Genomic DNA, 20,514 nt, shown 5'->3' on the forward strand with positions numbered 1-20,514 from the left:
TCATCCCCCCGCCGGCTGGAGGGCGTCGTCGGCCCGCAGGAACAGCCTCAACAGGGAGGTATCGACCTCGCTCATGACGCCCTTGTCCTCCTTTTCCCGACCGGTCCCGGTTCCGGCGGAAAGATGCAATTGCGATACAATCGCGCCGCCAAATGCATACGGTTCATGGGGGCATGGGGTCAAGAAGATATTGCAAGTGACTATCACTTGCGGCGCAAGAGTGTCGGTCATCACTCTGGAACGGATGGAAAGTGGCGCCGCGACAGGTATTTCGGACCATGTGTGGCCAGCCCCAGGCATTGTCGGCCGCCGGCCTGCTGGTATTGCACGCCGCACGCCGACGATCAGCCCAAGCACCCGGAATAAGCGCGGTGACTCCGGGTGGCGGGCATGTTAGATTAGCCATCCCTACTTGACCGGAAGAGGTCCCGTATTGGTGCAGGGAAAGCATCGCAGCAGCGTTCGGCAGTCGGGCCGTCTCGGACGGTTCGGCGCGTGGCTGGCTGCCCTTGCGCTCCTGCTTCAGGTAATTGTTCCATTGGTGCCGGCCCAGGCGGCCATGGCGCTGGAGCAGGACCTGACCGCCTCCATCTGCCATTCTTCCGACGCTCCGGGCGAGGCCGGTACTCCCGCCAAGGCCAAGGGCGAGCACTGCCAGTTCTGCCAGACCCACATGGGCGCCAAGATCCTGCCGCCCACGCCGACCGCCTGGGTCGCGCCGGAAGCGGAAAGCCGTCCGGCGCCCGGTCGCCCGACCGCGCATGCGGCGCCGGAGCAATCCGAACGCCAGCCCCAGACCCAGCGAGGTCCGCCTCTCCGCTCCTGACCGCCTGATCGTGGGGCCTAGCCCCATCGCCGTCGTGGAGAATGGAGGACAAGGCATGAGCGCTTCCCCCGTCAAGGGTTTGGCCAAGACCGATTCCATCGGTTTCGGCTCGTTGGTCCTGAGCACCGGCCTGACCGTCGCGTCCCTGATCCTGGTGCCCGCCGTGTCGCAGAGCCTGGGCGTGGGGCCCAGCCTGACCGGCGCGCTTCGGGTCGTGCTGATGAAAGCGGCGGCCAGGGTCTGATGCGCCCGTCGGACGCCTATCTCCTTGGATTGGCGCTGGCCGTGACCCTGTTCGCGGCCAGCTTCGCCGATGCCGCCCTGGGGCTGGCGCGGGAACGTTCCGCCCTGGCGCGCAAGGCGGAGTTGGTGGAGCGCCTGGGCCTGACGGACCTGGTGCTGTTCACCGAGGCTCGCTACACCCGCCACCCCAGTCAGGCCGACCTGCATTCCGCCTTTCAGGACCATCCCTTCGCCCTGGACCACTTCCCTTCCGGATCGCTGTTGCCGCCGCCGCGCCTGAAGGGCCGCTCATGAATTCGTGGATCGGCAAGCAGCGGAACCTTCTCGACTTCACCTTGTCGTCGCTGTCGCGCAGACGGGGCAAGACGCTGGGCATGCTGGCCGTCTACACCAGTATCGTCTTCGTGCTGGCCTCGGTGATGCTGTTCTCGCACGCCATCCGGCGCGAGGCCGCCATCGTGCTCGTCAAGAGCCCCGAGGTGCTGGTCCAGCGCATGGTGGCCGGGCGCCACGACCTGATCCCCGCCCGTTACCTCGACGCCATCCGCGGCATCCGGGGCGTCCAGTCGGTCGAGGGTCGGCTGTGGGGCTATCTGTTCGATCCGTCGGCAGCGGCCAACTACACCCTGATGGTTCCGGCCAGCCCCCGCATCGAGCCGGGCAAGGTGATCATCGGCGACGCGGTGGCGCGGGCCAGAAGCGCCGAGCCCGGCGATTTGATGAGCTTCCGCGCCCATGACGGAACCCTGGTCCAGTTCAAGGTGGATGGCGCCATCGGACGTGAATCCGCCCTGGTTTCCGCCGATCTGTTCCTGGTGTCCGAGACCGACTTCCGCCGCCTGTTCGGCATTCCGGAGGGTTTGTTCACCGATCTGGCGGTCTCGGTCCGCAATCCGCGCGAGGTGGGGAAAATCGCCGAGAAGATCGACGCGGCCCTGCCCGACACCCGCATCGTGCTGAGAGACGAGATCCTGCGCACCTACGAATCGGTGTTCGACTGGCGCGAAGGCATGCTGCTGGTGTTGCTGGCCGGCGCCATCCTGGCCTTCGCCATCTTCTCGTGGGAAAAGGCCTCCGGCCTGTCGGCGGAAGAGAAGCGCGAGATCGGCATCTTGAAGGCGGTGGGCTGGGAAACCGGCGACGTGATCCGCCTCAAGATGCTGGAAGGGCTGGTGGTGTCGCTGTCGGCCTTCCTGCTGGGCTACCTGCTGGCCTACGCCCATGTCTTCCATTTGGGTGCCGGGCTGTTCGAGCCGGCGCTGAAGGGCTGGGCGGTGATGTATCCCAAATACCGCCTCACTCCCTTCGTGGACGAGTTGCAGGTGGCGACCTTGTTCTTCTTCACCGTCTTTCCCTATACGGTCGCCACTGTGGTTCCCATCTGGCGGGCGGCCATCATCGATCCCGATCAGGTGATGCGATGATCCGTCTCACCGACGTCAGGAAGGCCTTCAACCAGGGCCGGGAGAACGAGTTCTGGGCCTTGAAGGGCATCGACCTGTCGGTGGAGGCCGGCAAGGTGACGGTGTTCCGGGGGCCAAGCGGCTCGGGCAAGACCACGCTGCTCACCCTGGTGGGCTGTCTGGCCAGGCCGACCTCGGGGCGGGTGCGCCTGAAGGACCGCGACATTTCCGGCCTGCCCGAACGCTTCCTCACCGATATCCGGCGCTCCACCTTCGGCTTCGTGTTCCAGCAGTTCAATCTGCTGAAGGGCATCACCGCGATCGAGAACGTGATGATCCCGGCCTATCCCCTCGGCATCGACCGAACGGAGCTTTCCCGGCGCGCCCACGCGCTGCTCGAGCGTCTGGACATCGCGCCCAAGGCCCGGTCCAACGCCGAATGGCTGTCGGGCGGCGAGGCCCAGCGGGTGGCCATCGCACGGGCCTTGATCAACGACCCCGAGGTGGTGATCGCCGATGAGCCCACCGCCAACCTGGACAGCGAGCGCTCGAAACAGTTCCTGGATATCGTCGAGACCCTGAAGGAATCCGGCAAGACCGTGCTGATGACCAGCCACGACCCCCTGGTGTGCGAGACGGCGGTGGTGGACCGGGTGGTGTCGTTGCGTGACGGGCAGTTGGTGGAGAGGGGGGGATGATCTTTCAGCCCGCCATCATCGCCCTGCTGCTGGCCTCCCTGACCGGCGCCCTGCTGGTGGCCGGACAGCTGCCGTTCTCGGTCAGCGTGCTGCGCCACTGGAATACGGCCAGCGGGTCCGAACGTCAGCTGGAGATGGAGAAGCGGACATATCTGGTCTCGACGCTGCTGGCGGTGGTTCTCGCCGCCGAACTGGCCTCGCTGGTGCTGTTCGTGTTCAACGCCGACCGCATGTCCACCCTGTTCGTCGGCGCCATGTGCGCGGTAGGCACGCTCAACGTCAACGAGTTCGGCTTTCCTTCCCTGTACCTGAAGATGGCGGCCTTCTTTGCCGCCTCGGGCTGGCTGGCGCTCAATCACCTGGATTCGCGCGGCCATGACTACCCGCTGGTCAGGGTGAAATACGGCGCGCTGCTGGTGCTCTGCCCCCTGCTGCTCGCCGCCGCAGGCGTGCAACTGGCCTATTTCCTGGGCTTGCGGGCCGATGTCATCGCATCGTGCTGCTCGACCCTGTTTTCCGGCAACACGCAGGTGACCAGCGACAGGCTGGCCACCCTGGACCCCGCCGTGGCCCTGGGCGTAATGGGAGGCGCGATGGCGGTGGTCTTCGCGCTGGGCCGCCGGGTCCAGGCGACCGGCCGCGGCGGCGTCGCCTTCGCCGCCGCCGCGCTGCTGGCGTTCGTCGCGGCGCTGGAAGCGGTGGTGGCCGCCCTGTCGGTCTATGTCTACGAAATGCCGCACCACCACTGTCCGTTCTGCATCCTGAAGGGCGAGTACGGCCATGTGGGCTATGCCCTCTATCTGCCGCTGTTCATCGCCGCCGCCCTGGGGCTGGCTGCCGGCATCTGCCAGCCGGCCTGCCGGATCGCCAGCCTGACCGAGGCGGCGCCCCGCATCCTGCGACGCTGCGTCACCGCCTCGATGGCGTCTTACGCCCTGTTCGGACTGGTGGCCGCTTGGCTGGTCTGGCGCTCGCACCTGATCCTGATGGAGGAATCGCCCATCAACGCCATCCTGCTCAATCTGTCCGGAGGCCAGCCATGAGGATCTTTCGTTTCCTGGCCGTCCTGCTGCTGCTTTCCGCCTGTGGTGAATCGGGTGGCAAGACGCCTCATGTGGGCGATGCCCCGCCAGCCTTCAAGCTGGCCACCCTGGACGGGAGCACGGTGGATTATCCCGCGCAACTGGCTGGAAAGGTGGTTGTCCTGCGGTTCTGGGCAACCTGGTGCCCGTTCTGCAAGGACGAGATGAAGATGATCCAGACCGTCTGGAGCCAGTCCCGCGACAGGGGATTCGAGGTGCTGGCGGTCAATGCCGGGCAGGAGAAAGGCGACATCGCCGAGTTCATCGCCAAGCTGGGCGTCACTTATCCGGTCCTGCTCGACCCCGGCTCCAAGGTGACCAGGGCCTATGGCGTCACCGGCCTGCCCATGACCCTGTTCGTGGGACGCGACGGCAAGGTCAAGGGCCGCATCCTGGGCGAGACCGACGAGGCCACCTTCCGCCGCAAGGTGGAGGAACTGCTATGAGCACGCCCGAGACCTGCGACCTTTGCGGGCTGCCGGTGCCCAAGGACGGAATACACTTGAAGGCCGGCGACAAGGACATGGCGTTCTGCTGCGAAGGCTGCCGGGGCATCTGGGTGATGCTGAACCCGGATGCCGTGAAGGAAAAAGGGGACAGGAAATGATGAACAACGAAACCAACCATCTTGGACATGAACTTGGAAAGGGGGCCGTCATGGCTGTTGGATATGTGGCGGGCAAGAGCCTGCTGGGGCGTCTGCTGTTCAATCCGGTCGTCATGCTGGGCGCGGGAATCGCGGTCGGCTATTACGGCTACAAGTACCGCAAGGAGATCGTCGCCGCCGTGGCCAGGGCCTCCGACATGGGCAAGGACATGGTGCTCAACGCCAAGGAGAACCTGGCCGATCTGGTGGAGGAGAACCGCGAGGCCGAGGAAGGCAAGGGCAAAGAATAACCCGGTCAGCTGACATGAGGGGGCCGTCATGATCGCAAGACGGACGAAAGCGGCCAGGCAGGCGCGGGTCCAGGCGCTGTGGCAGGCCATGAGGGTGCGGCATCGCTCGGCCGGCCATGTGCGCTTCGACCTGCCCGAGGCCTTGCGTACCGACGAGGCGTCGTGGGCGTTCCGGACGGAACTGGCCCGCGTCGAGGGTGTCTACCGCGTCCATGTGTTCACCGGGGCGGGCAAGCTGTCCATCCGCTTCATGGAGGATGTGTGCCCGCTGCCAACGCTGGTGGCGGCCTTGTCCGGCCTGGTGGCAAGTCTGGCCGAGGGGGGGCAAGCGCCTGCCCCGGTCCCCGGCGGGCGAGAAGACGGCCCGGCGGGCCAGCCACCCGGCTGGCTGGCGCGGCTGAAGGAAGCGGCGCCCGTCCGCGCCGTCCGCCAGCGCTACGACGACCTGAGGGCCAAGGCCGAGGTGTTGGGCAAGATCGTCGCCATCAAGACCGGCAAGCCGATCCCGGCGGGAAATGATTTGCAGGAATGGATGATCCATTTCCTCAACGACCTGGTGGCCTTCTATCTGATCCGCCAGCACTGGGACCGCATCATCGGCCAGTGGCTGCCCCGGCCCTGGACATACCGCTATCAATGGCTGTCGGTGCTCTACCTCACCTTCCTGCTGGTCCGCTACCGCAAGGGGGCGGTGCCCAAGGTGGCGAGGAAATGAGCGGAGCCATCCGGGTCGTCCACCTCTTGCGGCGCCGGGTCCGCATCCTGATCCCGGCGCTGAAGGGCGACGGCGAGCGTCTGTGCCTGCTGGAAATCCTGCTGAGAAAGCACGGGGCGATCCTGGACATCAAGGTGGTCGCAGCGCTGGGTTCGCTGGCCATCCGCTTCGACCCCAGGGCCATGCCGGCGGAAAACCTGCTGACCCTGCTGAACAAGGTGGCTGGAAACATCGCCCGCGCCCCCCGCGCTTCGATGGGGGAGCCCGACCGTTTGCCCGACGGCGCGGAGGGCGAGGTCTGCGTCGCCGTGGAAGGCATGACCTGCGCGTCCTGCGCCGCCCTGATCCAGATGAGCCTGAACCGCGATCCCGCCGTGCGCGCCGCCTCGGTCAACTACGCCACCGCCACGGCGACGGTGGTGGGTGTGCTGGACCGCCCCGCCCTGGAAGCCCGTATCCGGGCGCTGGGCTACGAGGCGCGGCCCATGGACACGCTCTCTCAGCGCAAGCTGATCGTCGAGCGTGAGCGCGCCCTGGTCCGGGAGTCCCGCCGGCGCGCCATGGCGGCCTGCCTGCTCAGCCTGCCGGTGATGGTCATCGGCATGGCCATGCCCCGCTCGCGCCTGTGGCATCTGGTGGAATTCGCCCTGACCACCCCGGTGGTGCTGGGCGCCGGCCGCCCGTTCTTCCTGCGCGCCTGGAAGCTGGCGAGGAATCGTGCCGCCAACATGGATACCCTGATCGCCCTGGGCTCGGGGGCCGCCTACGGCCACTCGGTGTCCTCGCTTCTGGCCGGACGCCACCATCTCTATTTCGAGGCCGCCGCCGGCATCGTCTCCTTCGTGCTGCTGGGACGCTGGCTGGAAGAACGTGCCAAGGGCAAGGCCGGCGACGCCATCCGCAAGCTGCTGGACCTTCAGCCGCCCACCGCCACCGTGGTCCGTGGCGAGGTCGAGGTGGTGGTGCCGGTGGACGAGGTCGCCGTGGGCGAGGTCCTGGTGGTGAGGCCGGGCGAGCGCGTGCCGGTGGACGGCGAGGTGGTCTTCGGACGCACCACCATGGACGAATCCATGGTGACCGGCGAAAGCATGCCGGTGGTCAAGGGGCCGGGCGACGCGGTGATCGGCGGCTGCATCAACGGCGCCGGCAGCTTCCGCATGACGGCCTCCGCCGTCAGCCAGGATACCGTCCTGGCCGGCATCGTGCGCATGGTCGATCACGCCCAGGCCGCCAAGCTGCCGGTTCAGCGCATGGCCGACCGGGTGTCGGCGGTATTCGTTCCCGGCGTGGTGGCGGTGGCCGGCGCCACCTTCGCCACCTGGCTCGCCGGCGGAGCGCGGATGTCCTCCGCGCTGGGCAATGCCGTTTCGGTGCTGCTGATCGCGTGTCCCTGCGCCCTGGGTCTGGCCACGCCCACCGCCATCATGGCCGCCACCGGACAGGCGGCGCGGCGCGGTATTTACATCCGCAACGGCGAGGCGCTGGAGACGGCGGCGGGCCTCACCGTCCTGGTGTTCGACAAGACCGGTACGGTGACCGAGGGACGGCCGGTGGTGTCGCATCTGCGCCTGGAGCCGGGCTTCGACAAGGCAAGCGCCCTGGCGCTGGTGGCGGGAGCGGAACTGGGCTCCGAGCATCATCTGGGCCGCACCGTGGTCGATTTCGCCCGTTCCCTGGGGATCGAACCCGTCCGGGCCGGCGACTTCTCCGCCGAAATCGGGCGAGGGGTGGTCGCCCGCATCGACGGCCACGAGGTGCTGGTGGGCAGCCGCACCTTCCTGGCCGAACGCGGCATCGCAGGGGGCGATGCGGTTCCCGCCGGCCAGACTCCGGTGCTGGCCGCCATCGACGGGCGTCTCGCCGTGACCATGGGCATCTCGGACCGGCCCCGTCCCACCTCCGCCGACGCCATCGCCCGCCTGCATCGTCTGGGGGTACGCACCATCATGGCCACCGGCGACGTGGAGGAGGCCGCCCGCGCCATCGCCGCCGAGGTGGGCATTCCCGAAGTGGTGGCCCAGGCCTCGCCCGCCGCCAAGCAGGCCCTGGTGGCCGGGCTGCGCGCCGCCGGCGAAAAGGTGGGCATGATCGGCGACGGCGTCAACGACGCCCCGGCCCTGGCCTGCGCCGATGTGGGCTTCGCCATCGGCACCGGCACCGACATCGCCATCGAGGCGGCCCCGGTCACCCTGGTGGGCGGCGACATCGCCAAGGTGGCCGAGATGATCGAGCTCAGTCGCAAGACCATGCGGATCATTCGCCAGAATCTGGTCTGGGCCATGGGCTACAACACCATCGCCATTCCCGGCGCCGCCCTGGGCGAGCTCAGCCCCATGGTGGCGTCGTCGGCCATGGCGCTGTCCTCGGTCTCGGTGGTGACCAACTCGCTGCGGCTGCAGAAGGCCGGATGAATGGAGGACGATCTCGACTATATGCTGGCGTTCATGGCGGGCCTGCTGGGCAGCGGGCACTGCGTCGGCATGTGCGGCTCGCTGGTCTCCGCCTGTTTCATGCGCATGGGCGAGGCGGGCAAGGGGATCGTGCCGGCGCTGTCCTATCACGGCGCCCGGATCACCGTTTACGGACTGGTCGGCCTGCTGGCCGCCGCCCTGGGGCTGGCGCTGGTCTCCACCGGCATCATCGGCAAGGTCCAGGGAATATTGCAGATCGTCGCCGGGGTGGTGGTGATCGTCCTGGGGCTGGATCTCCTGGGCTGGCTGCCCCGGCGGTTGCCGCTGATCGGGCTGCCCATGGCGGCCTTCGGCAAGGTCTATTTCGCCGCCGCCGGCCAAGGCCCGGCGCGGGGGACGGCACTGGCCGGGCTGATGAACGGGCTGATGCCCTGCGCGCTGACCCTGGCCATGGCGGTGAAGGCCACCGCCGCCGCGACGGTCTGGCAGGGCGGCCTGCTGATGCTGGCCTTCGGGGCCGGAACCCTGCCGTCCATGCTGTTCGTCAGTCTGGTGCTGGGGCGTCTGGGCGCCCGGGCGCGAGGCTGGCTGCTGAAGGGCGCGGCCATCGTGGTCATCGCGCTGGGCGCGGCGACCCTGATTCAGGGCCTGCGCTTCTTCGCCGTGATGAAAAATCTGTCCAATTGGTGAGTTGTCTTGGAGAGGAGAGCAGAATGAATCGTCGCAAGTTCCTGGCCGCCGGTACCACCCTGGGCCTGGCCGCCACAATCGCCGTTCCCGCCGTGGCCGCCGAGGGCGATGGCACGCCGGCGCAGTTCATGCCCAAGAAGCCCAAGGACCCCACCCCCCTGGTGGACGAACTGGCCAAATACCCGAAGTGCCCCTATTGCGGCATGGACCGCAAGGAATACCACTTCAGCCGTCACCTCGTTCACTACTCGGACGATCTGGTGGACGGCACCTGCTCCATCCACTGCGCCGCCGTGTCGCTGTCGGTCAACCTGGACCGCATGCCGAAGGCCATCTATGCCCCCGACAACGGTTCGGGCGAGGCGTTGAAGCCCCTGACCAACGCCGAGACCGCCGCCTACGTCATCGGCGGCGAGCATCGTGGCGTCATGACCAGGAAGCCCAAGACCTCGTTCGCCTCCAAGGTCGCCGCCGAGGCCGCCAAGGGCGACGGCGAGGTGGTGGACTTCAACAAGGCCTTGATGCTCTCCTATATGGGCATGGCCGAGGACACCATGATGATCCGCATGAGGCGGGACGAAAAACGCCGTAAGATGATGGGTGAAATGCAGCACAAGGGCTGAGTTTTCCGGCGGGGGCCTTGGCGCCCCCGCTGCCTATCCCGAGGAAACATCATGCGTCCGATCATCGTCGCGCTGCTGTCGCTGTTGCTGTTCGCCGCCCCGGCCACGGCGGGAGAAGTGGTGATCGCCCCGCCCGGCCCCGACAGCGTCTGCCCGGTCTGCGGCATGTTCGTCGCCAAGTACCCGGAATGGGTGGCCGCCGTGGTGTTCAAGGATGGTCACGCCCATTACTTCGACGGGGCCAAGGACCTGTTCAAGTTCCTGCGCGACCTCGGGCGTTACGATCCCGGCCACGAGGCGGCGGACATCGCCATCGTGGCGGTGACCGACTATTACGGGGTCAGGACCATCGACGCCCGTTCCGCCTTCTTCGTGGTGGGTTCGGATACACTGGGACCCATGGGGCATGAACTGGTGCCGCTGGCCAGCAAGGCCGACGCCGACGAATTCATGGCCGATCACAAGGGCAAGCGCATCCTGACCTTCGACCAGGTCGGCGCGGAATTGCTGAAGAGTCTCGACCGGGGCGGGGTGAAGTGAGGGCCGTATCGGTCTCCGATGATCGCCTTTGGGAAGCCATCGGGCGCGACATCGGCGCCCCGGAGGTCACCCAGGCCCTGCGGTCCCGCCAGGGATTGCTTTCCCCCTGCGCCGTGCTGCTGCCCCGGCATCAGGCGGAGCGGGTGGAAGCGGCGGTCAGGGCCCTTCACGCCGCCTTCTCCCATCCCGGCCTGGTGGCGGCCGCCCTGGAGATCGCCAGGGGCGAGGAATTGCCGGATAACGGCCTGGGAGGCTGGATTCTGGGGTTCGATTTCCACCTGACCCCGGAAGGGCCGAAACTCATCGAGATCAACACCAATCCCGGCGGCATGCTGGCGGTGGCGACGCAGGCGCGCGCCCTGGCGGCGCTGCACCCCGAACTGGGAGCCGCTTGCGAGGTTGAGGCCGTGGCCCTGGAGGCCTTTCACGAGGAATGGCGCCGCCAGAACGGAGACCATCCATTGCGGAGCGTCGCCATCGTCGATGACGACCCGCCCAACCAATATCTGGAGCCGGAATTCCAGCTGTACCGGCGGATGTTCGAGGCGGCCGGCATCAAAGCCGAGGTCATCGACCCCGGCCAGTTCTCCGCCGGCAGGGCCGACATGGTCTATAACCGGCTGGTGGATTTCAGCCTGGAATCCCAGGCCCATGCCGTCCTGGCCGAGGCGTGGCGTGGTGGGGGGACCGTGGTCACGCCGGACCCCCGCGCCCACTTCCTGTATTCCGACAAACGGGTGATGGCGCTGCTGTCCGACGAGGCGGCACTGCGCTCCATCGGGGTGCGTCCCGATATCGCCGCCCAGGTGGCGCGGGTGGTTCCCCCCACCGTGCCGGTGTCGGCGGCCAACGCCGAGAGCCTGTGGGCCGAACGCCGGCGCTGGTTCTTCAAGCCGGCCAAGGGCCATGCCGGCAAGGCGGTCTATCGCGGCGAGAAGATTACCAATTCGGCCTGGCCGACCGTGCTGTCCTCGCCCTACGTGGCCCAGCGTTATGTTCCCGCCGCCCGGGTCCATCTGGACCATGTGGGAACTGATCTCAAGATGGATCTGCGCGCCAACGCCTGGCAGGGGCGGGTCATCCAGATGGCCGCGCGGCTATACGAAGGGCAGACCACCAACTTCCGCACCCCCGGCGGCGGTTTCGCCCCGGTGTTCGTGGCATGACCAGTGAAAGGCGGCGTTATCTTTCCGGTTCATACCCGGATAGCGGATATGGATAATGCGGCACAGGTAAATCATTACATCGATGGCCTCCGATCTTTACCAAAGTAAACAATCTTAACCTTATGACATCTTTTCATTATCTTTCAAGGTTGACCATGATCAAAGACGCCACCCCCGATCACTTCTAAGTATTGCCCATGGCCGCCTCGGGGTGAGGGGGCCGCGAAAGTGAAGTCCGGCATGATTCGCCCGTCGCTGAAATCGGCCATCGTGGTCCTGCTGCTGTTCGTCGGCATGGCGACGCAGTCGCTGACCGCCGGTTTCGCCATGGTGGCGGGCGGCGGCGTTCCTGGCGCTGCCGCGTCCCTGACGGTGGCGGGCGATGCCGACGGCTTCCTCGCCGACGTGCTGCTGTCGGTCTGCTCGCAGGACAAGGGCAAGCGCGCCAAGACCGGGGCATCGGCCGACCACTGCCTGTACTGTCCGCCCCTGGCCCATCGGCTGGAAGCCGACGCCGCCTCGGCCGCCGTCCCGCTCCCGCGGACGGCGATCCTGGACGAACCCTGGCCCGGCCCCCAGGTTCCTCCCCCGTCGCGGCGGATGGCCGGCGACGGGCCATCCCGCGCTCCCCCGTCCATCGCCTGAGCGTTCTCGCCCGCGAATGTGACCGGGATTTCCCGTCCGATCCTGCAACCGGCATCGCCTGACGACGCGGCACGGTTCGGCGCGACTCCCCCCGAAGGAGCAAAATCATGAATCTGGATTATGTGGCGTCCCCTGCCAAGGGGGCTCCGGCCCTGGAATTCGGCCATTGGCCGAGACGCCATCCCGACCGGCTGGCCCTGGAGCGTCTGGCCGACGTAGCGCCGTTCGACCTGCTGGACGCCGACGAGATCGAGTCCTTGCTGTCGGTCGCCTCGGTATCGCATGTCACGGAAACGGCGACGCTGTTCACTGCCCGCACCCCGGCCGACCATCTGCATGTGGTGATGCGGGGCAAGGTGGTTCTGCACGGTCCCGATGGCGTGATCGTCGATGGAGTCGCGGCGCCGGCTATCCTGGATGCCGCCGATCTGTTCGTCGGCGGTCATGTCTTCGCCGCCGAGGCCATGACGGGGGCGCTGGTGGTGCGGATTCCGCGTGCCGCCATGCTGGCGCAGTTGCAGGCCAGCAGCCCGCTCGTTCACGCTTTTCTCGGCCTGGTGGCCGCCGCCACCCAAACCCTGGCCGATGCCTTGATGGCCCAGCGCTGCCTGACCAGCGTCCAGCGTCTGGCCGCCTTCCTCTTGGAGCAGGCAGCCAGGGCCGGAGCCGAGGACAGCTTCGCGCTCGACATCCCCAAGAAGGCCATCGCCGGTCAGTTGGGCATGACGCCAGCCCATTTCGCCCGCTCGCTGACCCGGCTGGTTTCGGCCGGCGTGGTCGAGCGGCGCAACCGCAACACCATAATCCTCAATGATATTTCCGCCCTGCGTGCCGTGCTTGAAGGGGAGCTCGGCATCGCCACCCAGGACGGAAGCACGGCCCAGCACAAGCAACTGGCCGCCTACAGGACCTTCAAGAGCCTTTCCTGATCAATTCCACCGGAGGAGCGCAATGTCGGACGTTCTGACAAAAGCCGCCGCCAGAAACATCTTCTATGGCGGCACGGCATTCTTTTTCATCATCTTCGTCGGTCTGGTGGCGCACAGCGTCAGCACCGTCAACGCCATGAACGAGACCCACCCCGTCACCGCCTCGGTGGCGGCGGGAAAGCATGTGTGGGAGAAGCACGCCTGCATCAACTGCCACACCATCATGGGCGAGGGCGCCTATTACGCCCCTGAACTGGGCAATGTCTGGGTCCGCTTCGGCGGGCGCGAGGACGCCCAGGCCGGTCGCGACGCCATCAAGAACTGGATCAAGGCCATGCCCACCGGCATCGAGGGCCGCCGCCAGATGCCCAAGTTCGACCTGACCGAAAGGGAACTGGACGATCTGGTCGACTTCTTCAAGTGGACCAGCGAGGTCAATACCCAGAACTGGCCGCCCAAGGTTTCCGGCTAAAAAGGGGGAGCAATAAATATGAAATACGAATCGCAGAAGGTCGCGCTCTACTACTTCGCCGGAGCGCTGGGCCTGTTCGTCGCCCAGGTGCTGTTCGGCGTCGTGCTGGGCACCATCGTGGTTGCCCCCAACACCCTGTCCGAACTGCTGCCCTTCAACGTCGCCCGCATGATCCACACCAACGCGCTGATCGTGTGGCTGCTGATGGGTTTCTTCGGCTGCGCCTATTACCTGATCCCGGAAGAATCCGAGACCGAACTGCACAGTCCCAGGCTGGCCATCATCCAGTTCTGGCTGTTCCTGTTCGGGGCCGCCGCCGCGGTGGTCGGCTATCTGTTCCGCATCCACGAGGGACGCGAGTTCCTGGAACAGCCGCTGTGGATCAAGCTGGCCATCGTCGTGGTGGCGCTGATGTTCCTCTACAACGTCACCATGACGGTGTTGAAGGGCCGCAAGACCGCCATCACCAACGTCCTGCTGCTGGGGCTGTGGGGCATCGCGGTGTTCTTCCTGTTCTCGCTCTACAACCCCGCCAACCTGATCCTCGACAAGGTGTTCTGGTGGTGGGTCGTCCATCTGTGGGTGGAAGGCGTGTGGGAACTGGTCATGGCCTCGGTGCTGGCCTTCCTGATGATCAAGATGACCGGCATCGACCGCGAGGTGGTCGAGAAGTGGCTTTACGTCATCATCGGCCTCGCCCTTTTTTCCGGCATCCTCGGCACCGGGCACCATTACTACTGGATCGGCATGCCGGCCTATTGGCAGTGGATCGGCTCGGTGTTCTCGACGCTGGAGGTCTTGCCGTTCTTCGCCATGGTGATCTTCACCTTCATGATGGTGTGGAAGGGCGGCCGCACCCATCCCAACAAGGCGGCGCTGCTGTGGTCGCTGGGCTGCTCGGTCTTCGCCTTCTTCGGCGCCGGCGTCTGGGGCTTCCTGCACACCCTGGCTCCCGTCAACTACGTGACCCATGGCACCCAGATCACAGCAGCCCATGGGCATCTGGCCTTCTACGGCGCCTATGTGATGCTGAACATCGCCATGTTCACCTACGCCATGCCCAACCTGCTGAAGCGCGAGCCCTATAATCAGGTGCTCAACATGTGGGGCTTCTGGATCACCTCCTCGGGCGTGACCTTCATGACCTTCGCGCTCACCTTCGCCGGCGTGGTGCAGACGCATCTGCAACGGGTCATGGGCATGAATTTCATGGAAGTGCAGGACGCGCTGGGCCTGTTCTACTGGATGCGTCTGGGGGCGGGCGTCGCCACCCTGGTGGGCGTCATCCTGATCGTCTGGTCGCTGGCGGTTCCCGGCGGCAAGCGGGCCGGGGCGGCGATCGTCCAACCGGCCGAGTAAGTGAGAGCGGGGCGGCGGTGCGTTGCCGCCGCCCCATTTTTCTTCGGAGAAATTCATGTCATCCCCATTGCCGTTCTACCTGCCCCAGGGCAATGAATGCGGCCTGTTCGAACTGGCTTGGCGCAAGCGGTTGCCGCTGCTGCTGAAAGGCCCCACCGGCTGCGGCAAGACCCGCTTCGTCGCCCACATGGCCGCGCGCCTGGGCCGGCCCCTGTTCACCGTCTCCTGCCACGATGACTTGACCGCCGCCGATCTGACCGGGCGCTTTCTGCTCAAGGGCGGCGACACGGTATGGACCGACGGGCCGCTGACCAGCGCGGTGCGTTCGGGCGGCATCTGCTATCTCGACGAGGTGGTCGAGGCCCGCAAGGACGTCACCGTGGTGCTGCACCCGCTGACCGACGACCGCCGCATCCTGCCGCTGGAGCGCACCGGAGAACTGCTGGACGCGCCGTCCGAATTCATGGTGGTGGCGTCCTACAATCCCGGCTACCAGAACGTCCTGAAGCAGTTGAAGCCCTCGACCCGCCAGCGCTTCGTCGCCATCGAGTTCGACTTCCCCGCCCCCGACCTGGAGCGACGGGTGGTCGCCGAGGAATCCGGTCTGGACGAGGGCAAGGTCCAGCCGCTGATCCTGCTGGCCCAACGGCTGCGCGCCTTGAAGGGCCATGACCTGGAAGAGGGCGTCTCCACCCGCCTGCTGGTCTATTGCGCCACCCTGATGCAGGCCGGACTGGCGGTGCGCGACGCCGTCCACGTCACCATGGTCGAGCCGTTGTCCGACGACCCGGAGGTCAAGGCCGGGCTGGAGGAAGTGGTGAAAGCGGTGTTCGCATGAACTGGCTGTCGCTTCTTGAACTGGAGGAGCGGGTCGGCGCGGTCTGGCACCGCTGGGTTGGGGAGAAGGCCAGTTGGCCCAGCCATCCCCAGGCCGCCGTGACGCTGGATTCCATGCGCCCCCGGCTGACGGTGCTGTTTCGCGGCCTGGGCGGCGACAAGGCGCTGGTCATCGCCTGCGCCCAGTCGCGCCAGTCCGGCCACCGTCTCGGCCTGAGGCAGCGCCTGGGGATGGAGGCCGAGCGCCTGGTCACGCCCACCCGCGACGAGACAACCCTGTCGCTTCCCGCCCAAATCTCACTGTTTCCCTCGGCGGAGTTGAACCGCGACCTCTATGTCTGGCTGGCGGCGTATTTCGCCGTGTTGGAGCCGACGCCCCTGCCCGATGATCCCCTGGCCGCCGATCTGGCGCGACTTGATCAGGCGGCACGAGCCACCCGGGCGGTATTGGTGGCCTTTCCGGGATTGCGGCAGCGCCATGGCGCCCTGTGCGCGGCCTTGGCGGAGATTCGGCCCCAACGCCGCCTGTCGGGCATGGAAGCCGAGGTGGAAGCCATGGTGCGGGCGCTGCTGGCCGATCCATACGCCATGCCCACCCGCTTGCCGCCGAAGACGTCCCGCGACTACCGCCGGTTCCTGCCGGTGCCGCTCTGGGGCGAGGCGGTGGCGGCCATGCCGGGGTTCGCCACCGCCGAGGACGGCGAATCCGAGGCGGGCGGCGGCTCCGAAGGCGGAGAGGACGGAGTGCGCCGCAAGGCCGGACGCCGTGGCCAGGACAATGCCGGCCGCAAGGACTCGCTGATCCTCAATCGCTTCGAGAAGATCCTGGCCATGGCCGACATGGTCAACGTCAACCGCGCCGCCGACGACACCGACGAGGAAGAAGCCAGGAAGGCCGCCGACGACCTGGACACCATCACCCTGGCCAAGCATTCGCGCCGCGTCGCCACCAGGCTGAAGTTCGACCTGGACTTGCCGCCGTCGGCCACCGACGCCACGCGGCTCACCGGCCAATTCCTGTTGCCGGAATGGGACTGGCGGGCCAGGGCCTACCTCCCCGACCATTGCTCGGTCCTGGTGGAGCCCGCGGCGGAAGAGGGCGACGACTGGGTCCCGGACGAGGCCACCCGGCAGCGCATCCGCATGGTCAAGCGCCAGTTCGAGGCCCTGCGCGCCCGCCCCCAATTGCTGCGCGCCCAATCCGACGGCCAGGACATCGACACCGATTCCGCCGTCCGCGCCCGCTGCGACCTTCTGGCCAGCGGCGTGGGCAGCGAGCGGATCTGGACCTGCCACCGCGCCCAGGACCGCGATTTGGCGGTGATGGTGCTGGTGGACGCCTCGCTGTCCACCGATGCCTGGGTGGAGAACCGCCGGGTGCTGGACGTTGAGAAGGAGGCGCTGGCGGTCCTTGGCCACGGCCTTGCCGCCTGCGGCGATCCCTTCGCCATCGCCAGCTTCACCTCGCGCCGGCGCCAATGGGTCAGGATCGGGACGCTGAAGGAGTTCGACGAGCCGTTCGGCCCGGCGGTGACGCGCCGCATCGGGGCGATACGGCCCGGCTATTACACCCGCATCGGCGCTGCGCTGCGGTATTGCGCGCACCGGCTGGAGGGGCGGCCCGAGCGCCGCCGCCTGCTGCTGGCGCTGTCCGACGGCAAGCCCAACGACGTGGATCACTACGAAGGCCGCCATGGGCTGGAAGACACCCGCAAGGCGGTGCTGGAAGCCCGCGCCAAGGGGGTGTCGGTATTCGGCGTCACCGTGGATTCCAAGGCCCGGGCCTATTTCCCGCATCTGTTCGGGCGCGGCCATTACGCCATCGTCGGGCATCTGGCCCAGCTTTCGGCGGCGCTGCCCCGCATCTACCGGCAGGTGGCGGCATGAGCGGGTCCACTCGGGAAGGTGGCTGGGGCGCCCTGTCGGATCTGCCCGGCAACCCCATCATGTGGGTTCTGATCATCGGCGAGATGCTGGTGTTCGGCGCGCTTCTCATCGGCTTCGCGGTGGTCCGGCTGCTCCATCCCCAGATGGTTCTGGCGGGGCAATCGGCCCTGTCGATTCCGCTGGGCGGCCTCAACACGCTGATCCTGGTCACCAGCGGCTGGCTGGCCGCCCACGCGGTTCGCCTCCGCTCGGACGGCGACATCGGCGGCTCGCGCCTGCGCCTCGCCGGGGCCGGAGCGCTGGGCCTCGCCTTCCTGGCGGTCAAGGGCGTGGAATACGCCGACAAGGCAGCCCGGGGGCTGGGGATCGAGACCGACGCCTTCTGGACCCTGTTCTATCTGACCACCGGCTTCCACGCCGCCCATGTGGCGATGGGCGTCATTCTCCTCGGCATCGTCGGATGGAAGAACACCTCCGAGAACCTGGAGACCGGCGCCGCCTTCTGGCACATGGTCGATCTGGTCTGGCTGATCCTCTTTCCCCTGGTGTATCTGCTGCGATGAGCATTGAAGACACCGGCGCCTGGGGGCGCCGCCTGAACCGTGCCTGGATCATCCTGGCCGGGATCACCATCTTGTCGGTGGGCGTGGCCCTGCTGAGCCCGCCCGGCCAGCGCGCCGGCCTGGTCTCGGTTCTGGCGGCCCTGGCCGCCAGCTTCGTCAAGGCCCGGCAGGTCCTGGACCATTTCCTCGACCTGCGCCGCGCCGGCCCCGGTTGGCGAGGCGGGTTCAACGCCCTGCTGGCGCTGATCCTGGGCATTTGCCTGGCGTGCTATCTGGCCGCGCTGGGCCGATAGCCGCTTACCGCAATCGAAAGCCGCCCGGTCGTGATGGGAGCCGAGCGGTTCGATGATGACCTTGGCCAATCAGGCCTCGATATCGGGGGCGGCCATCAGATCGACCAGTTTCTTGGTCGGTTCCGGGGAAGTGCGCAACAAGGCCTGCATCGCTTCACGGTTGGCGGAGACCACAGGCCATCCCAATTCGAGCCTAATGCTTGCCTCTCCACGACCTTCAGTATACGCTGCCAACATTACAACCTTAAAATGATGCACTCATCATGAGTACATGTAAGGACAAGAACGGCGACACTTGGGAAATCTACCAGGGTGCCGATGGCTGGCGGTGGCGTCGCACTGCGAGCAATGGGCGGATCGTCGGGGCTTCAAGCCAAGGCTATAGCAACAAGTCCGACTGCGTGGATAACGCGATCCGAAACGGTATGGCCTGCACCCCTGCCTGAGCGAGGGTATGGCTGTTCGTAGGGCGGGCTTCGGCCCGCCCTTTTCGTTTGTCCGGGGGCCTTCATTCCCCACAAACCACCCCCCGCAAAGCTTCTACACACGAGGGCGTTTCTGCCCATCGCCGAGGCGGCTAAGTTATTGATTTTATTGGAAAATTAGAGATTGGCTGGGGGACTAGGATTCGAACCTAGACTGGCGGAGTCAGAGTCCGCTGTCCTACCGTTAGACGATCCCCCACCAATACCGCTGGCGGCTGTCGCAGGCACAGGCCAGCCTTGCGAGGCGCACCTTCTAGCACAGCGGCCACGGCCGATCAATGCTCAAAGTGCCGGAATTCGGCTCGGCCGCGGGCGTGCTTGACGCAGGCCGGCGAGGCGGGAATAGTGGCCCGCATGACCGACGCCAGACACCCCACCCTGTCGGATAAGGGACAGACGGAGGCCGAGAACCGCCAGCGCCGCCAGGCCGAGGCCCTGCGGGCCAATCTGGCCCGCCGCAAGGCACGGGCGCGAGCCATCGACGCCGCCGACGCCACTGACGCCGCCGAAGGGCCGGAAGCGAACACCCCCACCCCGGAATAGCTTTCCGTCAGCCCACATGCTCCCGCAGGACGTAATCCTCGGCCTGCATTTCCATCAGACGCGACACCGTGCGCTGGAACTCGAAGGCGCCGTCGCCCTCGGGATACAGCGTCTCGGGCGGGGCGGCGGCGGAGCAGATCAGGGTGACCTTGCGCTCGTACAGCGCATCCACCAGGGTGACGAAGCGCTTCGCCTCGTTGCGGTTGGCCGGCGACAGCAGCGGAATGTCCGACAGCACCAGGGTGTGGTAGCGGGCCGCCAGTTCCAGGTAATCGCTGGGGCCAAGGGCGGTGGCGCACAACTGGGCGAAGGAATAGCGCGCCACTCCGGCGGCGGCCAACGGCACCCGGACCTGACGGCCGTTGACGTCGAACGAATGCGGCATGGCGGTCGCCCCCTCGGTCAGGCGGGCGAAGGCCAGTTCCAGGGCCGTTTCCGAGCGTTCGTCCAGCGGAGCGTGGAACACCTGGAGACCGCGTTTGCGGCCCAGGCGGTAGTCGCGCTCGGAATTCAGCTCCAATATGTCGAGACGGTCGAGGATCAGCCGGATGAACGGCAGGAAACGCTCGCGCTGGAGCCCGTCCTTGTAAAGGTCCTCGGGCGGCCGGTTCGAGGTGATCACCATCACCACCCCATCCTCCAGCAGACACTGGAACAGCCGCCCGACGATCATGGCGTCGGCGATGTCGGTGATCTGCAACTCGTCCAGGCACAGCAGCCACGCCTCCGACGCGATGGCGCGGGCCAGTTTGGGAATGGGATCGGACTCGCCGCGCGACGGCGATTGCCGCCAGCGGTGAATCTCGCCATGCAGGTCGCGCATGAACTCGTGGAAGTGAACCCGCTTCTTGCCGGCGATGGAGGCGCTCTGGAAGAAGATATCCATCAGCATGGACTTGCCGCGCCCGACCTCGCCGAAGATGTAAAGGCCGTGACGGGGACGAGCCTGCTCGCCGTCGCCGACGCTCCAGGTCCAGGCGGCGCCGGGCGCCGTCTTCTTCTTGAGGCCGAACCGCGCCAGCCAGCCGGCCTCGCCCAGCGACGGACGGTATTTCGCCAGGGCGTGATGCAGGCTTTGCAGCTTCTCCACCGCCAATCCCTGGGCGATGTCGGGTTTCAGCTCGCCCGCCTGGAGCATGGCGCGGTAGGCGAAAAGGGGACCCTCGCCCATGGTGGACAGCACTCTTCGTGGTGGACCGGACAGGAT

Annotated in this window: 27 protein-coding genes and 1 tRNA gene; 25 read left to right on the plus strand and 3 right to left on the minus strand. The window is 66.7% G+C overall.

Annotated features, from left to right (window positions below; all coding sequences use genetic code 11):
• A complete protein-coding gene (locus MTBSS4_RS22595; RefSeq protein WP_256367396.1) occupies window positions 1-129 on the minus strand; it encodes a hypothetical protein in 129 nt (42 codons plus the stop codon).
• Window positions 130-436: 307 nt separating this feature from the next.
• Here MTBSS4_RS22595 and MTBSS4_RS00875 point away from each other — a divergent pair, with 307 nt between their 5' ends.
• From MTBSS4_RS00875 to MTBSS4_RS00990, 24 genes are all read left to right on the plus strand, one after another.
• Window positions 437-826 (plus strand): DUF2946 family protein, encoded by a 390-nt coding sequence (locus tag MTBSS4_RS00875; protein WP_173981495.1) that lies wholly within the window; start codon window positions 437-439, stop codon window positions 824-826.
• A gap of 55 nt (window positions 827-881) precedes the next feature.
• Window positions 882-1,070 carry a hypothetical protein gene (locus MTBSS4_RS00880; RefSeq protein ID WP_173981496.1) on the plus strand — a complete coding sequence of 63 codons (189 nt, stop codon included), beginning with the start codon at window positions 882-884 and terminating at the stop codon, window positions 1,068-1,070.
• A complete protein-coding gene (locus tag MTBSS4_RS00885; protein ID WP_173981497.1) occupies window positions 1,070-1,363 on the plus strand; it encodes a hypothetical protein in 294 nt (97 codons plus the stop codon). The genes MTBSS4_RS00880 and MTBSS4_RS00885 overlap by 1 nt, the downstream gene beginning before the upstream one ends.
• Window positions 1,360-2,493 (plus strand): ABC transporter permease, encoded by a 1,134-nt coding sequence (locus MTBSS4_RS00890; protein WP_173981498.1) that lies wholly within the window; start codon window positions 1,360-1,362, stop codon window positions 2,491-2,493. Before MTBSS4_RS00885 ends, MTBSS4_RS00890 begins: the two co-directional genes overlap by 4 nt.
• Window positions 2,490-3,170 (plus strand): ABC transporter ATP-binding protein, encoded by a 681-nt coding sequence (locus MTBSS4_RS00895; RefSeq protein ID WP_173981499.1) that lies wholly within the window; start codon window positions 2,490-2,492, stop codon window positions 3,168-3,170. The genes MTBSS4_RS00890 and MTBSS4_RS00895 overlap by 4 nt, the downstream gene beginning before the upstream one ends.
• On the plus strand, window positions 3,167-4,213 hold the full coding sequence (locus MTBSS4_RS00900; protein WP_173981500.1) for a hypothetical protein: 1,047 nt from the start codon (window positions 3,167-3,169) through the stop codon (window positions 4,211-4,213). The genes MTBSS4_RS00895 and MTBSS4_RS00900 overlap by 4 nt, the downstream gene beginning before the upstream one ends.
• Entirely contained in the window at window positions 4,210-4,698 is a 489-nt protein-coding gene (locus tag MTBSS4_RS00905) for a TlpA disulfide reductase family protein (RefSeq protein WP_173981501.1), read from the plus strand. The genes MTBSS4_RS00900 and MTBSS4_RS00905 overlap by 4 nt, the downstream gene beginning before the upstream one ends.
• Entirely contained in the window at window positions 4,695-4,859 is a 165-nt protein-coding gene (locus MTBSS4_RS00910) for a heavy metal translocating P-type ATPase metal-binding domain-containing protein (RefSeq protein WP_173981502.1), read from the plus strand. The genes MTBSS4_RS00905 and MTBSS4_RS00910 overlap by 4 nt, the downstream gene beginning before the upstream one ends.
• 50 nt (window positions 4,860-4,909) lie before the next feature.
• On the plus strand, window positions 4,910-5,149 hold the full coding sequence (locus MTBSS4_RS00915) for a hypothetical protein (RefSeq protein ID WP_254432319.1): 240 nt from the start codon (window positions 4,910-4,912) through the stop codon (window positions 5,147-5,149).
• Between the two features lie 28 nt (window positions 5,150-5,177).
• Window positions 5,178-5,864: a hypothetical protein gene (locus MTBSS4_RS00920; protein WP_173981503.1), complete on the plus strand. Its 687-nt coding sequence runs from the start codon at window positions 5,178-5,180 to the stop codon at window positions 5,862-5,864.
• Window positions 5,861-8,275, plus strand: coding sequence for a cation-translocating P-type ATPase (locus MTBSS4_RS00925; RefSeq protein ID WP_173981504.1), 2,415 nt, complete (start codon window positions 5,861-5,863; stop codon window positions 8,273-8,275). The genes MTBSS4_RS00920 and MTBSS4_RS00925 overlap by 4 nt, the downstream gene beginning before the upstream one ends.
• Complete coding sequence (locus MTBSS4_RS00930; RefSeq protein ID WP_173981505.1) at window positions 8,276-8,965, plus strand: sulfite exporter TauE/SafE family protein; 690 nt, start codon at window positions 8,276-8,278, stop codon at window positions 8,963-8,965.
• Window positions 8,966-8,988: 23 nt separating this feature from the next.
• Complete coding sequence (locus tag MTBSS4_RS00935; RefSeq protein ID WP_173981506.1) at window positions 8,989-9,588, plus strand: nitrous oxide reductase accessory protein NosL; 600 nt, start codon at window positions 8,989-8,991, stop codon at window positions 9,586-9,588.
• Between the two features lie 51 nt (window positions 9,589-9,639).
• Window positions 9,640-10,128, plus strand: coding sequence for a nitrous oxide reductase accessory protein NosL (locus MTBSS4_RS00940; RefSeq protein ID WP_173981507.1), 489 nt, complete (start codon window positions 9,640-9,642; stop codon window positions 10,126-10,128).
• Window positions 10,125-11,294: a hypothetical protein gene (locus MTBSS4_RS00945; protein ID WP_254432320.1), complete on the plus strand. Its 1,170-nt coding sequence runs from the start codon at window positions 10,125-10,127 to the stop codon at window positions 11,292-11,294. Before MTBSS4_RS00940 ends, MTBSS4_RS00945 begins: the two co-directional genes overlap by 4 nt.
• 240 nt (window positions 11,295-11,534) lie before the next feature.
• A complete protein-coding gene (locus MTBSS4_RS00950) occupies window positions 11,535-11,939 on the plus strand; it encodes a hypothetical protein (protein ID WP_173981508.1) in 405 nt (134 codons plus the stop codon).
• A 107-nt stretch (window positions 11,940-12,046) separates the two neighbouring features.
• Window positions 12,047-12,868: a Crp/Fnr family transcriptional regulator gene (locus MTBSS4_RS00955; RefSeq protein WP_173981509.1), complete on the plus strand. Its 822-nt coding sequence runs from the start codon at window positions 12,047-12,049 to the stop codon at window positions 12,866-12,868.
• Window positions 12,869-12,890: 22 nt separating this feature from the next.
• Window positions 12,891-13,340 (plus strand): c-type cytochrome, encoded by a 450-nt coding sequence (locus tag MTBSS4_RS00960; RefSeq protein ID WP_173981510.1) that lies wholly within the window; start codon window positions 12,891-12,893, stop codon window positions 13,338-13,340.
• Window positions 13,341-13,358: 18 nt separating this feature from the next.
• Window positions 13,359-14,699 carry a cbb3-type cytochrome c oxidase subunit I gene (locus MTBSS4_RS00965; RefSeq protein ID WP_173981511.1) on the plus strand — a complete coding sequence of 447 codons (1,341 nt, stop codon included), beginning with the start codon at window positions 13,359-13,361 and terminating at the stop codon, window positions 14,697-14,699.
• 55 nt (window positions 14,700-14,754) lie between these two features.
• Window positions 14,755-15,537, plus strand: a complete 783-nt coding sequence (locus MTBSS4_RS00970; RefSeq protein WP_173981512.1) for a CbbQ/NirQ/NorQ/GpvN family protein — start codon at window positions 14,755-14,757, stop codon at window positions 15,535-15,537.
• Entirely contained in the window at window positions 15,534-17,423 is a 1,890-nt protein-coding gene (locus MTBSS4_RS00975; RefSeq protein WP_173981513.1) for a nitric oxide reductase activation protein NorD, read from the plus strand. Before MTBSS4_RS00970 ends, MTBSS4_RS00975 begins: the two co-directional genes overlap by 4 nt.
• Window positions 17,420-17,986, plus strand: a complete 567-nt coding sequence (locus MTBSS4_RS00980) for a cytochrome c oxidase subunit 3 (protein WP_173981514.1) — start codon at window positions 17,420-17,422, stop codon at window positions 17,984-17,986. Before MTBSS4_RS00975 ends, MTBSS4_RS00980 begins: the two co-directional genes overlap by 4 nt.
• Window positions 17,983-18,279 (plus strand): cytochrome C oxidase subunit IV family protein, encoded by a 297-nt coding sequence (locus MTBSS4_RS00985; RefSeq protein ID WP_173981515.1) that lies wholly within the window; start codon window positions 17,983-17,985, stop codon window positions 18,277-18,279. Before MTBSS4_RS00980 ends, MTBSS4_RS00985 begins: the two co-directional genes overlap by 4 nt.
• Before the next feature lie 263 nt (window positions 18,280-18,542).
• Entirely contained in the window at window positions 18,543-18,725 is a 183-nt protein-coding gene (locus tag MTBSS4_RS00990; RefSeq protein WP_173981516.1) for a DUF1508 domain-containing protein, read from the plus strand.
• A gap of 164 nt (window positions 18,726-18,889) precedes the next feature.
• On the opposite strand, the gene MTBSS4_RS00995 is transcribed toward MTBSS4_RS00990, so the two are convergent.
• Window positions 18,890-18,963: transfer RNA gene (locus MTBSS4_RS00995), tRNA-Gln, on the minus strand.
• Window positions 18,964-19,118: 155 nt separating this feature from the next.
• Between MTBSS4_RS00995 and MTBSS4_RS01000 the strand changes: the two genes are divergently transcribed.
• Entirely contained in the window at window positions 19,119-19,307 is a 189-nt protein-coding gene (locus MTBSS4_RS01000; protein ID WP_173981517.1) for a hypothetical protein, read from the plus strand.
• 7 nt (window positions 19,308-19,314) lie between these two features.
• Here the strand turns inward: MTBSS4_RS01000 and zapE are convergent, their stop codons facing one another.
• Complete coding sequence (gene zapE, locus MTBSS4_RS01005; protein WP_173981518.1) at window positions 19,315-20,478, minus strand: cell division protein ZapE; 1,164 nt, start codon at window positions 20,476-20,478, stop codon at window positions 19,315-19,317.
• Window positions 20,479-20,514: the final 36 nt, after the last annotated feature.

Origin of the sequence: Magnetospirillum sp. SS-4 (assembly GCF_902729425.1) — a bacterium.
Classification (GTDB): domain Bacteria; phylum Pseudomonadota; class Alphaproteobacteria; order Rhodospirillales; family Magnetospirillaceae; genus Phaeospirillum.